The following is a 13520-nucleotide window of genomic DNA, read 5'->3' on the forward strand; positions in this document are numbered from 1 at the left end:
GTCATCAGCCTGCCTTGGCAAGCTCGTCGCGCATGGCCGCGATGACGCTGTCGTAACGATTGGCATCCTCGTCGCGACCGGCGCCGAAAATCGCCGAGCCGGCGACGAAGGTGTCGGCACCCGCTTCCTTGATCTGGCGAATGTTGTCCACCTTTACACCGCCGTCGATCTCTAGACGGATCGGCAGCCCGGACTCGTCTATCAGGCGGCGTGCCTGACGCAGCTTGTCGAGGGTCGCCGGGATGAATTTCTGGCCGCCGAACCCCGGGTTCACCGACATCAGCAATACCATGTCGACCTTGTCCATCACGTACTCGAGGTAGGACAGCGGCGTGGCCGGATTGAATACCAGGCCGGACTTGCAGCCGCTGTCGCGGATCAGCTGCAGGCTGCGGTCGACGTGGTCGCTGGCCTCGGGGTGGAAGGTGATGTAGGTGGCGCCGGCCGCGGCGAAATCGGGAATGATGCGATCGACTGGCTTTACCATCAGGTGCACATCGATGGGCGCAGTCACGCCGTGCTTGCGCAGCGCCTCGCAGACCAGCGGGCCGATGGTCAGGTTCGGCACGTAATGATTGTCCATGACATCGAAGTGGACGATGTCGGCACCGGCCGCCAGCACGTGGTTGACCTCCTCGCCCAGACGCGCAAAGTCCGCCGAAAGGATGGAAGGTGCAATCAGGTTGTCGTTAGCCATGACGGACGCCTACCTCTGTGTCGGTTCCAAGGACGCGCACTCTAACCCATCGGATAAGGATTTACAGCCCTCGGCCAGCGACCGGTTGTCCGGCGGTCGTACGTTGAAGCACAATGCCCGCGCCGTCCCGGCTTCGCGGGGCGCCGATACGTCGAGGAACCGCCATGCTGATGCTGCTGATCACCCTGCACCTGCTGTCCGCCGTCGTCTGGGTCGGCGGCATGTTCTTCGCCTATATGGCCTTGCGTCCGGCCGCCGTCGCCGTGCTCGAACCGCCACCGCGGCTGCGCCTGTGGGAGGCGACCTTCGCGCGCTTCTTTCCGTGGGTATGGCTCGCGGTGCTGCTGCTGCTCGGCACCGGCCTTTGGATGATGTTCGCCTACCTGGGCGGCATGAAGAGCGCGCCCTACATCCATGCCATGTTCGGTATCGGGCTGGTGATGATGGCCCTCTACGCGCACATCTTCTTTGCGCCCTTCAAGCGCATGCGCCGCGCGATCGTGGCCGAGGACTTCGCGGAAGCCGGGCGCCGGCTCGGCCAGATCCGTCAGCTCATCGGCGTCAATCTGGTTCTGGGACTGATCGTCGTCGTGATCGCAGGCAGCGGCCCGCTGTTCTGATGCCGAGCCCGGATGGCGCGCACGCCATCCGGAGCCAGGCGCCCCGCGGCTACTTGCAGTTGCCCGGTTTCAGGCTGCTGAAGTAGGCGGCAAGGTTGTCGATGTCCTTGTCGCTGAGCGACGCGACCATCGCGTTCATCGTCGCGTTCTTGCGCGTGCCATCCTTGAACTCGTGCAGCGCCTTGACCAGGTAGGCTTCCTTCTGGCCGGCCAGATTCGGATAGGTCGGCACCGCGCTGATGCCCTGGGCGCCATGACAGCTCATGCACATCGCCGCCTTCGCCCGTCCCGCGGCGATGTCGCCCGCAGCCATCGCCGCGCTGCCGCTCAGCAGCAACAAGGCTGCCACGCCACCGACCACCATACGTTTTCCACTCAATACCATGGCCTTCTCCCTTTTCAGTCGCAGATGTTGTCTTACATGCGCCGCCACGCTCACGACGCGGCGATCCCCTTGAATCTTAGCCAAATCCGCAACGTACGGCTATTTGCCATGCAAATAGCGCGCGTCGCTGTAGGTGGAAAGCCAATCGGGCCGCAGCACGACCAGCGCGGTAAGCAGCATGCCGTTGAGCAGACCCTCCGGCAACGCCAGCAGAGGCAGGTACATCAAGTAGTCGTGCATCAGCCGCTGCGGCGGGTAGAGACCACCCAGCCCCAGCAGGCCCGCCACGGCGACGGTGCTAACCAGCATGCTGAGCAAACCGCCGAGGAATCCGCAGAGGTAGAGATACACGAACAGGTGTGCGGGCAGGTAGCGCGTGACCAGGCGATAGAGCCCCCAGCATACCGCCACCGGCAGCACCGCGACCGCGAACAGCTCCAGCGGCAGCGATGCAAGCGGCGCGCCCCAGACCAGGGCGCCGCCGAGCACGGCCAGCGCGGCAGCCATGAGCGCCAACGCCCAGCCGAACATGAGGGTCAGCGTGGCGATTCCCAGAAAATGCAGGGCCAGTTCGGGCGCGGTGCCCACCCGCAGGCGCCAAAGCGCCGCGAGACACAGCACCGCGACGACAAAAAGATGGATCAGTGCAGGCTCGGCGATGAATCTGCGCCAGGGCGCCCGGCGCACCGCCAGCACGGCCATCCAGGCGCAGACCATGCCGACACCCAGCGCGAGCCCGGCAGGCAACCCGTGAAACGTCACGCCCATACCGCACCTCCTGCCGCCGCCGACGGCACCGCGCCGAATCCGGGCAGCGGGCTAGAAGTTATAGCTCATCGTAAGACTGAACGCGGTCTGCTGGGTCTCGCTGTCCGGCTCGGAGGTCGTGTAGACATAAGGCGGTATCGTCACCGTGTAGGTCGCCGACCGGCCGTACTTGAACCGCGTATAACTCAGCTTCAGGCCGATATGAAGATGCTGATAGGCTGCATAATCCACACCGAGCCCCACCCGCGCCCAAGGCTGGTTACCCAGGTAGTAGGTCAATCCGGGCACGCTGTCGTTCGTCATGGTCGGATTCAGCGTCGTGCCGTAGGCGCCGGACAGGCTCAGCACCGTGCTCTGGCTCAGGGCGAACTGCCCCTCCAGGGTAGCCGCCATGTACTGGTTGCCATAACGCTCCTGATAGCCCGGCGAGGCACCGTTGTTGATGTTGCGCTCCCAACTGTGCTCGCCGTATTCAAGGCCCGGGATGAGCGCGAAGGAGCCGAAGCCGAAGGCATAGCCCAGGCCGACATGGGCGTCGAGGATATGATTGCCGGTATTGCTGTCGTAGGGCGTGCCGTTCTGCAGGCTGCCGATGTAATGGGTGCTGCCGCTGGCGTAGCTGGCGCCCAGCGTGAAGCGGAAAGGATATTCCAGCCCCAGCAGCGAATACGCCACGCCGATACGAGGGATGAAACCCTGTTCCTTGTCCGGCACCGTCCCGTTCATGGTTTCCCGATAGTTCTGCTGCAACCCCCCGACCTCGACCGAAAGATAACGATCGGCGTTGACGATGGCGGTATTGACCTCGCCCGCCCAGGCCGTACCCCCAGACGCCAGCAGCACACCGGCAGTCACCACAGTCCATCTGCTCATGCAATTATCTCCTGTTCTTATCGAGTTGGTCCGGATCGTCATCGATATCGCAGAGCCGCCCTCAGGCGCTCGAATCCACCCGCATCATACCGCTTTCCACACGCAACGCGCAGCCATCGTCCGCCAGGCAGACCGGCACGCATCGAGGCGCCACGCCATACCCCGCGCGCATGTCCCGGACGCCAAGGCCGTCAACTACCCGACTTCCCCAGGGCTTGCATCCATGCGTCGATTTCAGATTAAATCCATCTATAATTTATCGTGTTTCCATAACACAATTTGATGGCTCGCATAAGCCTGCGTTAGGCATGTCCCGCGTCGGCAGGCGCCACCCGGACGGCAGCGCGCCATGGCCACACGGCGCCGGAACCGCTATAGAGAGGAACGCGGACGCGCACCCGGTCGCCGGCAGGCGGTCGACCGGTAGACAATAAGGACGGGAGACCGATGGACGTACTGCTCTTGCTGCTCACCTGCCTGCCGCTGGTTTCGGCGCTAGCCGTGAGGCTCGCGCCGGCCGGCACGCCTCTGCGCGCGGGCCGGATCAGCGCGACCTTCAGCGTGCTCACGTTGCTGGCGGCGCTGGTGCTGTTCGCCGGACAGCTGCTGTCGCCGCACCACTCCACCGCTCAAAGCGGCCAGCCCCTGCTGCTGCTCGACCCCCTGGGCACGCTGATGGCCCTGGTCATCGCCGCGATCAGCCTGGTGGTGCATCTCTACTCCCTGCGCTACATGGCCGAAGAGCCCCGCTACGCGCATTTCTTCATGCTGCTCGACTTGATGACGGCCTCGCTGATATTGATGGTCACGGCGGGCAATCTGATTCTGCTGCTGGTCGCATGGCATCTGATCGGTGTACTGCTGTATTTCCTGCTCGGTTTCGAGACGCGCAGCCGCAGCGCCCAGCGCTATGCGCTCTGGACCCTGCTGACCTACCGCCTCGGCGACCTGCCCATCGTGATCGCCGCCGTGCTGCTGTATCACGCCTACGGCACTCTGTATCTGCCCCACCTGTTCGAACTGGTGCGCGACAATCCCTCGGTTACGGCCGCGGGCATCCCGGTGGTCATGAGTGCCGCTGCGCTGATTGTGCTGTCGGCCTTCGCCCGCTCGGCGCAGTTCCTGCTGCATACCTGGCTGCCCTACACCATGGAAGGACCGACGCCGGTCTCGGCGCTGATGCACGCCGGCATCGTGAATGCGGGCGCCTTCGTCATCAACCGCTTTGCGCCGCTCTTCATCGACGCAGGCCCGGTATTGCACTGGGCCTTCCTGGTCGGGCTGCTGACCGCCATCATCGGCTCGATGCTGATGCTCATTCAGAACGACATCAAGAAATCGCTGGGTTATTCGACCATGGGGCAGATGGGCTTCATGATCATGGAGTGCGGCCTGGGCGCATTCTCCCTGGCCATTTTTCATCTCATCGCCCACGGGCTGTTCAAGGGCACGCTGTTCCTGAGCTCCGGCGGCGTCATCGGCAGTGCCCGCCATAGCGACAACGTGCCGAAGAACAGCGTCTACACCTTCGTGGTCGAACGACAGCCGAGCGCGAGCAAGCCCTCATGGCTGGCCATGGCGCTGCTCACGGTCGCGGTGCCGGCGCTGCTGCTGGGCTTCGCGCACTGGTTCGTGAGCAACGATATCTTCCAGGAGCAGGGTGCGGTGATTCTGCTGTTCTTCGGCTGGATGACCGGCGCACAGCTGTTGTACTCGATCCATCGCATGGAAACCCCCGACCCCTGGCGCATGATCGCGCTGGCCATCTTTTCCCTGCTGATCATCGTGGTCGGATACACCCTTATCAGCTACGCCTTCGGCGTACTCCTGTATCCGGATGAAGACATGCGCCTCGCCATCTATCACGCGGCCGGCATCACCCAGCCCTGGTTCTACGCCCTGGTAGGCGTGATCACGCTGTTCATCTTCGCGGGCTGGCTGCTGGTCTACCGCTCAGACCGGCGCGGCGGCGACCGGCGCGAAGGCGTGATATGGCTTGCCGCCTACACGCACCTTTCGCGCGAACTTTATATCAGCGATTTCTACTCTCTGTTCGGTCGCGTGCTGTTCCGTGCGTCCGCCCGACTCAACCGCTGGCTGAGGTGGCTGTGATGACCGAACTGACGCCGCGACTCGTGGTAGCCCTGCTGTTCCTGCCAGTGTTCCCCTTCAGCGCGCTGTTCGTGCAGTTGCTAGGCCGCCGGATCAAGTCAGCGCCGATCCGCGCCGCACTGTTCCTGCTGTGGCCGCTGGTCGGCGTGATGCTGCTGGGTAGCGACCCCGCCCTGCCGCACTGGCTGCGCGTGTGGGTGCTGTTGAGCGCACTGCTGTACGCCGTAAGGCTGCTGGCCACGCGCGATCTGCGCCTGTGGACCGCCTACCTGGGCGCCTCGACCTACGCGATGCTCTGGCTCCTGCACCCGGATTCCATTTCGGGTTGGCTGTCCGCGTTCGGTCTCGGCGCGCCGCTGGCCCTGATGGCACTGGTGGGCGGCGCGCTCGAACGACGTTTCGGCGCCGCCTACGGCGGTCTCTACGGCGGACTTCACCTGCACCAGCCCCGCCTCGCGGGCGGCCTCACGCTGGCTACGCTGGCGGCCGTGGCCAGCCCGGTGTTCCCCGGTTTTTTCGTACTCACGGGCATCGCCCTGCATAGCGACCCGACCATCGCCGCCGCCATCATGGCGGTCTGGATCCTGTGGACCTGGGCGGCCGTGGTGCTGATGCAAAGCTTCATGTTCGGCAAACCGCAGTCGCTGCCCGCCGTCGAAGACTTGGCCAAGCCGCAACTCCATGTGCTCGTGGCCGCCCTGGCCGCACTGCTGCTCGCCAGCGTGGCGCTCCTCACAACCCTGCTGCAGGGAGGCTGAGATGACCCTGCCCCTGTCCCGTGCGCTCAAGATTCGCTCGATGGTCTATATCGCGGGCGAAGCCATCCCCAATTTCTGGCCGATGCGCAGCTTCATCCACCACAACCCGCTGCATGGACTCGAACACCTGCGCTTCGAACAGGCCATCGCGCACGGCGAAGCGCTGTTCCATGCGCGCGGCTTCCTGTCGCGCGGGGAATATCAGCGCTATCTCGCCGAGGGCGGTATCAGCGCCGACGCGCTGACGGCGCAGATCGACGCTTTCAGCCGCCGGCAGGCGCTGCCGCAGGGACTGGACGGCCGGAAGCTGTTTCTGCACCTCGCCACCCGCATTGCAACGCCGGTGACCCGCCGCAACAAACTCTCGACCCCGCGCGACGTCGCCTGCCGGCTGCACGGCAAAGACGCAGAGGCCGCGACGCGCGACATCGAGGCCAGCCTGCGGACCCTGCTGCATGCGACCCTGGGCGAAAGCCGCCCGGTCTACGAATCCGTCGATGCCCTGCTGGCCACCGACATCGGCACGACCCTGGACGAACTGCTGGTCAAGAGCTGCCTGGACTTCTTCGACGAAGGACAGTCCGCCTGGGGCATGCCGGATCGGGAGCAGGGGCTGTATCGCGCCTGGCGCCAGCTCGCGCTGCGCAATCTGCGCTTCAAGCTGCGCGGATTGGACATGAAGCAACTACTGACTCGCGCACAGCAGCCGGAAACCATGATCGCGCTGGTCATGGAGGCGCTGCAGATTCCGGAAACAGCCTGGGTGGACTACTTCACCCGTGAACTCACGCGCCTGCATGGCTGGTCAGGCTTCATCCGCTGGCGCTCGCATGCCAAGCAGTACCACTGGCAGAAGACCCATCCGGCCGATCTCGTCGACCTGCTCGCCCTGCGCCTGTCGCTCAGCCTGGCCCTGCTGCAGGAGCACGCACGCCACCTGCCCTGGCGCAGCATCGACGCGCCGGCCATGCATGCCTACCTCGAGCGCGACACCCACCGCGCCTTCCTCCAGCACGAACTACACAGCGGCGAAATCCTGCCCGCCTTCGCGCTAGAGGTCGAGGAGGCACTGCTGTGCAACGACGCCAAGGCCACGCGTGCGCTCTGCACGCGCTATGTCGAGGCTCTGCTCACCCAGGAAAGCGCACAGCAGGCCACCCGCGTGCGGACGCTCGCCCAAGGCGCAGGCGTCGCGCTCGAACGCCTTTCCGAGGACGAACTGGAAGCGTTGCTGCGCGTGCTCGGCGAGTTCGAGCGCGCCGAAGGCATGCTGTGGCTGCGCGCCATGGAGGCCACGGCCACGCAATCGCTGCTGCGCGACCTGTGCATGCAACCGCCCGAAACGGCAGACAAGCGCCCCTTCGCACAGGCGCTTTTCTGTATCGACACCCGTTCGGAACCGCTACGTCGCCAGCTTGAGTCCATCGGCGACTACCAGACCTTCGGCATCGCCGGCTTCTTCGGCGTACCGATGAGCTTCATCGAACTCGGCAAGGGCAGCGAAGCCCACCTCTGCCCGGCGGTGGCCACCCCGCGCAACCTGACCCTGGAAATGAGTATCGACCAGCAGGCCGGCGAGCCGGCCGCGATCAGCGCCCTCGAACATGCCCTGCACGAACTCAAGGAATCCGTCGTCGCGCCGTTCGCCACGGTGGAGGCCGTGGGCCTGCTGTTCGGCTTCGACATGTTCGGCAAGACGCTCGCGCCGACCCTCTACAACCGCTGGCGCGAGCGCCTGATGCCGCATAAGCCGGCCACTCGACTGCTGCTGGACAAACTCACCAGCGAGCAGGCCGATTCGATCGTGCGCGCCGTTCAACGCGCGCTGATCATGATCGCTCTCAGGCAGGAACTCGGACGGCCGGACGAGGCCATCCCCGACGACGTGGTGCGAGAACTGCGCGAGGTCGCGCTCGAGCACCAGCCCGTCGGCGACGGACTGCTGGAGCGGCTGGACATCGACCGGTCGCGGCTCGACGCCCTGCTGACGCGCCTGCGCGCACATTACCGCGTCAACCGCGACGAGGCCGCGCGCCAGATGGAGCAGCTGGCCAGGATCGGTTTCTCGCTGCGCGAACAGGTGCTCTTCGTGACCCAGGCCCTGAGCTCCATCGGCCTCACGCGCAATTTCTCGCGTTTCGTTCTGCTGGTCGGGCACGGTAGCCTGTCGCAGAACAATCCCTACGAATCCGCACTCGACTGCGGCGCCTGCGGCGGCAACCTCGGCCTCAACAATGCGCGTGCGCTGGCCTACATGGCCAACAAGCCCGAGGTGCGCAGCCGTCTGCGCAAACAGGGCATCGACATCCCCGACGACACCTGGTTCATCCCCGCGCTGCACAACACCACGACCGACGAGGTCGTGCCACACGACCTCGAACTGCTGCCAGCCGGCCATCTGCTGTACATCGACCGGCTGCGCAAGGGACTGCATGCCGCCTCGCGCCTGTCCGCGCTGGAACGCGCTCCCAAGCTTGCGCCGGTATCCGCCCGCCGCCTCGACCCCGACCATGCGGAACGGCTGGTGCATCGCAACGCCTTGGACTGGTCTCAGGTCCGCCCCGAATGGGGGCTATCGCGCAACGCCTATTTCATCATCGGCCGGCGCGGCATGACCCAGGGCCACTCACTGGACGGACGCGCCTTCCTGCACTCATACGACTGGCGCCTCGACCCACGCCGCCGCCTGCTCGAGAACATCCTGACCGGCCCGCTGGTGGTCGGCCAGTGGATCAACATGGAGCATTATTTTTCCGCCGTCGACAACGAGCACTACGGCAGCGGCAGCAAGGTGTATCACAACGTCGCCGGCCGCTTCGCGGTCATGAGCGGCAACATCGGCGACCTGCGCACCGGCCTGCCGGCACAGACCGTGCTCAAGGACGGCCGCCCCTACCACGACCCGTTGCGGCTGATCACCGTCATCGAAGCGCCATTCGCGCACGCCTGCGACGCGCTCAATGCGGTCGCCCCCGTCAAATCGCTGGTCCATAACGGCTGGGTCAGGCTGGTGGTGGTCGACCCCGAAAGCGGACAGATCCATCTCTTCGACGACGAACGGCGCGAGTGGTCGGAGCCGCTCGCCGCACCGCTCGCCTCCACCCATTGATCAGAGAGTAGCGCGATGCAAAACCTGAAGCTCAATCCGCTGAAAAAACTGGAAATCATCCTCGAAGGCGAGCATATGGAGTTCGCCACGGACCTGCTCGACCGTGCCGGCGTCAAGGGCTACACCATCGTCAACCAGCTATCCGGAAAGGGCAGCCACGGCTTCTACGAAGGGCACGTGATGTTCAACGAGGACGACGTGCTGATCATGATCATCACCGCCGTGCCGGAAGCGCTGGTGGAACCGATCGTCGAAGGCTTCACGCCGTTCTTCAACAAGCATTCGGGCGTGATCTTCATTTCCGACATCCAGGTCAGCCGGCTGGTGAAGTTCACCAATTGAGGCGGCGTACCGTGCGCCGGGCGCTTACTCGCGCCAGCGCCGGCAATACTCCTCGATCAGCCCGACCACTGCCTGGGACTTGATGACCAGGCCGAGGTCGATCATCTCCGACTGGCGCACCGTGGCGCCGCCTTGACTGGCCGGAACAGGCCCTGGCACCAATTGGTTCTCCTCCTCGCGGAAGAACACCGCCGCGATCACGCCCAGAAAATACAGTGGTGCGCGCGCAGCGCCGGCCTGTGCCGTGCCCTCGCCTCGGTACAGGAATACCGGGCTGCCGCTGGAGCCAGGATAGACGGCCGCATCGATGAGAAACTCGGCCTGCCCCTCGAAATCCATGCCTATGGGCGTCGCCGTCGTACCTCGGCGCATGATCGGCAACAGGTTCACGTGATCCCATACGCCGTTGGGATAGCCCACGAAGAGGATTTCCTCGAGCGCATCGAAACCGTTAACGGTGGCCGCATCGGGCACCAGGGCGGTGTCTATGTCATGATAGTAGAGCTGCACGCCCTGATCGCGCGCGGCGCGTTCCAGCGGCGCCATCGGCACGATCGCAAGATCCATTTCCGGGTCGGGATGCAGGAACCACGCATGCGGAAATTCCTCGATCTCAAGCTCGAAACGGGTGCCGATCAACGGCTGGCCGTCGCGTCCCTGCGTGAACACCAGACCGCCGCTGCGCACGCCTTCCACCAGATGGCGGTTGGTGACGATGAAGCGGCGAAGCCCGTGCGGACCCTGGTGCGCAACCACGAATCCCGTCCCGGACCCCTCGGTGCCGTCTTCCAGTACCGTATCCACGCGCACGGTGTTGAACATCAGGCGCTTGGCCAAGGTGTCGATGCGCATGTTCAGTCCGCCTGTACGACGGCTCTCGCCCGCCGGTTGATCGATTCGACCGCACGACGCGCCGCTTCGGCCGCCTGCTCGACCTCGGCATCGTTGCCCATCATGGTCAGACGGCCGAAGTTGCCGAACGGCTTGACGTCGACCAATGTCACGTTGGCGGCCTTCTCCGCCTCGTTGGCGGCGTGAATGACGTAGCCGGCCGGCTGCGTTTCCATGATGAACAGGCACTTCCCCGGCAGGATCATCGAGCCGTAGCGCTGCTGGCGGTTGATCAGGGTGGCGTGATCGGGGGTGATCGCGCGGATGATTTCCAGCCAGGGGATGCTGCAGCCCATACGCTGCTCGACCGACACGTCCAGCTGGTCGAGAATCGCGTCGCCCGCCGCCTTGACCTCGCTCTGGTTACGGAAGTGGATTTCCATCGAACCGAAGGAACGCTCCACCACCTGCTGCCCCATGCGCACATTCGTCGACTTGAGCGCAAGATCGGACAGGCGATGGACCGCCATGCCGGGCGCGACCTCGACCCACAGACAGGCATCGCCCGGAATCGGCAGGAACCCCTGCGAGGAGGTGGCGAGATAAGACGCGAGCTGCGGCTGCAACGCGTCGATGAAGACGAAGGTACGCAGCTCGATGTTCATCGGGTTCATCGCGTCAGTCCCATGTAAAGCGTCGACAGCTTCTCCGGCAGACGCTCGACGTGGTCGACCACCGCATACCGCCCGATACCGAAAATCTGCGAGACATACTGGTCGGCATAGGGGTCCAGACTCAATCCGTAGGTCACTATCCCGGCCCGACGCAATTCGTCCACGGCATAGCGCGCGTCGTAACGCAGGTACTGCGGATCGCGCACGTCGACATCGGCGGGCTCGCCGTCGGTGATCACCAACAACAGCTTCTTCTGTTGCGGCAGATGGCGCAGGAAACCGCCGGCGTGGCGCAGCGCGGTACCCAGGCGAGTCGAATAGCCGGCAGTCATGCCGGCAAGGCGCGCCTTGCCGGTGTCGTCGTAGGGCTGGTTGAAATCCTTGATGCGCTGGTATCGGACATCGTGGCGTCCATCGGAGGAAAAGGCGTGCAGCGCGAACGGGTCGCCGATCTTCTCCAACGCCTCGGCGAGCACCAGGCAGGCCTTGCGCGTCAGCGAGAGAATGGTTTCGTCGCCGCCCGGCACGGCGTCGTTGGCCGATTCCGACACATCCAACAGCATCAGCACGCCGACATCGCGGTTGTGCAGGCGATTGCGCATCATCACCCGAGGATCAGGCTGGCGGCCGGAACGCAGGTCGATCATCGCCCGCACGGCGGCGTCGATGTCCAGGTCGTCGCCGTCTTCCAGGTGGCGGATCCGCTGCATGCCCTGCGGCACCAGCGCCTCGATCTTGTGCCTGAGCCGCGAAACGGTCGGCTTGAGCGTATCGAGCGTGCGTTCGATCTCGTCGAGGTCGCCCATCGCCGGGCGCCGCTCGATCACCGTGGCCCACTCCGGTCGTTCCAGCTGAATCTGATAGTCCCACTCGTGGTAGTGCACCGGCATGCTCGTCGCCTGGCCGCCTTCCAGTTCGTTGAGCGAGGTACCGTCGTCGAGCATGAATTCGGTACCGAGCACCCAGATCTCCTGGGCATCATCGCCGGCGAATTCGACGTCGACCGCGTTGACCATTTCCATCACGTTGACGTCGCGTCGCTGCTGCTTGGGTTCCCAGGTCGCCATCAAGGCTTCGTCGGTATCGTAATCGCCGCCGCTCCAGATGAAACGGTTGTCGTCGCGGTAGATCGCCCGTTGACGGTCGCGCTCGGCATGGTAGGGCGGCAGACCGAATTCGGCGAGGGCGGCAGCCAGCTGCACGCCGAGCGTCAGGCTCTGCCCCCCCGCCTCAAGCGTCGGCCAGGCGCGAAAACGCGCAAGCGCGTCGGCAACCCAGGCATGCGAATCCTCGTAGCCGGGATCGAGCAAGCCATAGGCCAGCCGGTGCAACAGCTCGCCCGGCGTTTGCGGCTCGTGGGCGACCGGTGCCGGATGCAGCGCCAGCCAGGCGTTGCGCATGTTCGGATAGCGCGCGCAGGCGAGCGCCTCCACCCGCGCATCCTCGATCAGCTCGCAGACGGCGCGCTCCAGCGCGCTGAGCCCGTCGGACGGCATCGGTTCGCGCGTGAACACGAGATGGGCGGCGCAGTGGTTGGCCGCCGCACGATAGATGTCCACGCCACTCACGATCCCGGCCTGTGCGTCCTCGCCGATCTTGTAATCGTCGTAGGCGTCGGCGATGTGAATGACGTAGCGCTCGATGTAGGGTCGCAGGCCCTCGCGGTTTTCATAATCGCCGGCGGTCGGGCGCATGAAGAAGTCGCGGCCCCAGATCGCGCGCAGATACATGTTGAGTCGCCGCTGCACATCGATGAAAACCGTACCCTTGCGTTCGCGCTGCAATACGCTGAGCGCATCGGGACTTTGCAGCGAGAAATAGCGGTGCTGCCCCTCTATGTCGTTGGCGTAGGTTTTCAGTCCCCACTGCACCCAGCGGCGCAGGCCGCCCAGGGTCAGCTGGCCGAACAGCCGATCGAGATGCTCGAGCAGCGGGCGCATGCCGCGCGGCGCAGTCGCGGCAACATGCGACATCAGATCGAGAAACTGTGTGAAGACCTCGATATCGCCGAGACGCGCGGCCGCGCCCGGCGCCGCGTCCACCAACAGGCCAAGCACTTCCCCGGAGGTCTTGGACGCCATCGCCAGGATGAATTCGATCAGTAGCGGGACGCAGTCCTCGCCCACGGCGCGCGCCAGCTGCGGTGCCTTTTCGATGTAGCTCAGCAGCAGGTTCTCGTTGCGGCCGAGGTCGTTGAACGCTTCGACGCCGCGCAGGTAGTTGCGCAGGCCGGCGCCCGAGAACGTCCGCGTCGCTTCGGACCAGTTGTCGCGCAGCAGCGAAGCGGCGTGCTCAGGCAGCGCGTCGAGCAGCGCGCTTTGCTCTTCCAGACGGATGCTCATGCAGGGATG

Annotated in this window: 12 protein-coding genes; 5 read left to right on the forward strand and 7 right to left on the reverse strand. The window is 64.8% G+C overall.

Annotation, left to right across the window (positions count from 1 at the left end; genetic code table 11):
• Positions 1 to 4 precede the first annotated feature (4 nt).
• On the reverse strand, positions 5 to 697 hold the full coding sequence (rpe, locus tag THPRO_RS11645) for a ribulose-phosphate 3-epimerase (RefSeq protein WP_038093868.1): 693 nt from the start codon (positions 695 to 697) through the stop codon (positions 5 to 7).
• 164 nt (positions 698 to 861) lie between these two features.
• On the opposite strand from rpe, the gene THPRO_RS11650 reads away from it, so the two are divergent.
• Complete coding sequence (locus tag THPRO_RS11650) at positions 862 to 1317, forward strand: CopD family protein (RefSeq protein ID WP_038093865.1); 456 nt, start codon at positions 862 to 864, stop codon at positions 1315 to 1317.
• 49 nt (positions 1318 to 1366) lie between these two features.
• Here the strand turns inward: THPRO_RS11650 and THPRO_RS11655 are convergent, their stop codons facing one another.
• The 3 genes from THPRO_RS11655 to THPRO_RS11665 form a co-directional block, all read right to left on the reverse strand.
• On the reverse strand, positions 1367 to 1702 hold the full coding sequence (locus THPRO_RS11655; protein WP_038093861.1) for a c-type cytochrome: 336 nt from the start codon (positions 1700 to 1702) through the stop codon (positions 1367 to 1369).
• A gap of 99 nt (positions 1703 to 1801) precedes the next feature.
• Entirely contained in the window at positions 1802 to 2470 is a 669-nt protein-coding gene (locus tag THPRO_RS11660) for an energy-coupling factor ABC transporter permease (RefSeq protein ID WP_065089674.1), read from the reverse strand.
• 51 nt (positions 2471 to 2521) lie between these two features.
• Positions 2522 to 3343, reverse strand: a complete 822-nt coding sequence (locus tag THPRO_RS11665; protein ID WP_145930848.1) for an FKBP-type peptidyl-prolyl cis-trans isomerase — start codon at positions 3341 to 3343, stop codon at positions 2522 to 2524.
• A 447-nt stretch (positions 3344 to 3790) separates the two neighbouring features.
• Between THPRO_RS11665 and THPRO_RS11670 the strand changes: the two genes are divergently transcribed.
• Genes THPRO_RS11670 through THPRO_RS11685 form a run of 4 tightly spaced genes read left to right on the forward strand, consistent with a single transcriptional unit; the run spans position 3791 to position 9664 of the window.
• Complete coding sequence (locus tag THPRO_RS11670) at positions 3791 to 5455, forward strand: proton-conducting transporter transmembrane domain-containing protein (protein WP_065089676.1); 1665 nt, start codon at positions 3791 to 3793, stop codon at positions 5453 to 5455.
• Complete coding sequence (locus THPRO_RS11675) at positions 5455 to 6213, forward strand: hypothetical protein (RefSeq protein WP_052064722.1); 759 nt, start codon at positions 5455 to 5457, stop codon at positions 6211 to 6213. The genes THPRO_RS11670 and THPRO_RS11675 overlap by 1 nt, the downstream gene beginning before the upstream one ends.
• Before the next feature lies 1 nt (position 6214).
• Positions 6215 to 9322, forward strand: coding sequence for a DUF2309 domain-containing protein (locus THPRO_RS11680; RefSeq protein ID WP_038093855.1), 3108 nt, complete (start codon positions 6215 to 6217; stop codon positions 9320 to 9322).
• Positions 9323 to 9337: 15 nt separating this feature from the next.
• Positions 9338 to 9664 (forward strand): P-II family nitrogen regulator, encoded by a 327-nt coding sequence (locus tag THPRO_RS11685; RefSeq protein WP_038093852.1) that lies wholly within the window; start codon positions 9338 to 9340, stop codon positions 9662 to 9664.
• A gap of 24 nt (positions 9665 to 9688) precedes the next feature.
• Here THPRO_RS11685 and THPRO_RS11690 read toward each other — a convergent pair whose 3' ends face one another.
• Genes THPRO_RS11690 through THPRO_RS11700 form a run of 3 tightly spaced genes read right to left on the reverse strand, consistent with a single transcriptional unit; the run spans position 9689 to position 13511 of the window.
• Positions 9689 to 10516 (reverse strand): S1 family peptidase, encoded by an 828-nt coding sequence (locus THPRO_RS11690; RefSeq protein WP_038093849.1) that lies wholly within the window; start codon positions 10514 to 10516, stop codon positions 9689 to 9691.
• 2 nt (positions 10517 to 10518) lie between these two features.
• The gene (locus tag THPRO_RS11695) at positions 10519 to 11160 is read right to left on the reverse strand and encodes a BMC domain-containing protein (protein ID WP_038093912.1); all 642 of its coding nucleotides are present in this window, start codon (positions 11158 to 11160) and stop codon (positions 10519 to 10521) included.
• 5 nt (positions 11161 to 11165) lie between these two features.
• Positions 11166 to 13511, reverse strand: a complete 2346-nt coding sequence (locus THPRO_RS11700; protein WP_065089677.1) for a nitric oxide reductase activation protein NorD — start codon at positions 13509 to 13511, stop codon at positions 11166 to 11168.
• Positions 13512 to 13520 lie beyond the last annotated feature (9 nt).

Origin of the sequence: Acidihalobacter prosperus, from assembly GCF_000754095.2 — a bacterium.
GTDB lineage: Bacteria > Pseudomonadota > Gammaproteobacteria > DSM-5130 > Acidihalobacteraceae > Acidihalobacter > Acidihalobacter prosperus.

Bases quoted from the DNA above. Each gene is read 5' to 3' on its own strand.
- rpe (WP_038093868.1), bottom strand. From the start codon at position 697: ATGGCTAACGACAACCTGATTGCACCTTCCATCCTTTCGGCGGACTTT.
- THPRO_RS11650 (WP_038093865.1), top strand. From the start codon at position 862: ATGCTGATGCTGCTGATCACCCTGCACCTGCTGTCCGCCGTCGTCTGG.
- THPRO_RS11655 (WP_038093861.1), bottom strand. From the start codon at position 1,702: ATGGTATTGAGTGGAAAACGTATGGTGGTCGGTGGCGTGGCAGCCTTG.
- THPRO_RS11660 (WP_065089674.1), bottom strand. From the start codon at position 2,470: ATGGGCGTGACGTTTCACGGGTTGCCTGCCGGGCTCGCGCTGGGTGTC.
- THPRO_RS11665 (WP_145930848.1), bottom strand. From the start codon at position 3,343: ATGAGCAGATGGACTGTGGTGACTGCCGGTGTGCTGCTGGCGTCTGGG.
- THPRO_RS11670 (WP_065089676.1), top strand. From the start codon at position 3,791: ATGGACGTACTGCTCTTGCTGCTCACCTGCCTGCCGCTGGTTTCGGCG.
- THPRO_RS11675 (WP_052064722.1), top strand. From the start codon at position 5,455: ATGACCGAACTGACGCCGCGACTCGTGGTAGCCCTGCTGTTCCTGCCA.
- THPRO_RS11680 (WP_038093855.1), top strand. From the start codon at position 6,215: ATGACCCTGCCCCTGTCCCGTGCGCTCAAGATTCGCTCGATGGTCTAT.
- THPRO_RS11685 (WP_038093852.1), top strand. From the start codon at position 9,338: ATGCAAAACCTGAAGCTCAATCCGCTGAAAAAACTGGAAATCATCCTC.
- THPRO_RS11690 (WP_038093849.1), bottom strand. From the start codon at position 10,516: ATGCGCATCGACACCTTGGCCAAGCGCCTGATGTTCAACACCGTGCGC.
- THPRO_RS11695 (WP_038093912.1), bottom strand. From the start codon at position 11,160: ATGAACATCGAGCTGCGTACCTTCGTCTTCATCGACGCGTTGCAGCCG.
- THPRO_RS11700 (WP_065089677.1), bottom strand. From the start codon at position 13,511: ATGAGCATCCGTCTGGAAGAGCAAAGCGCGCTGCTCGACGCGCTGCCT.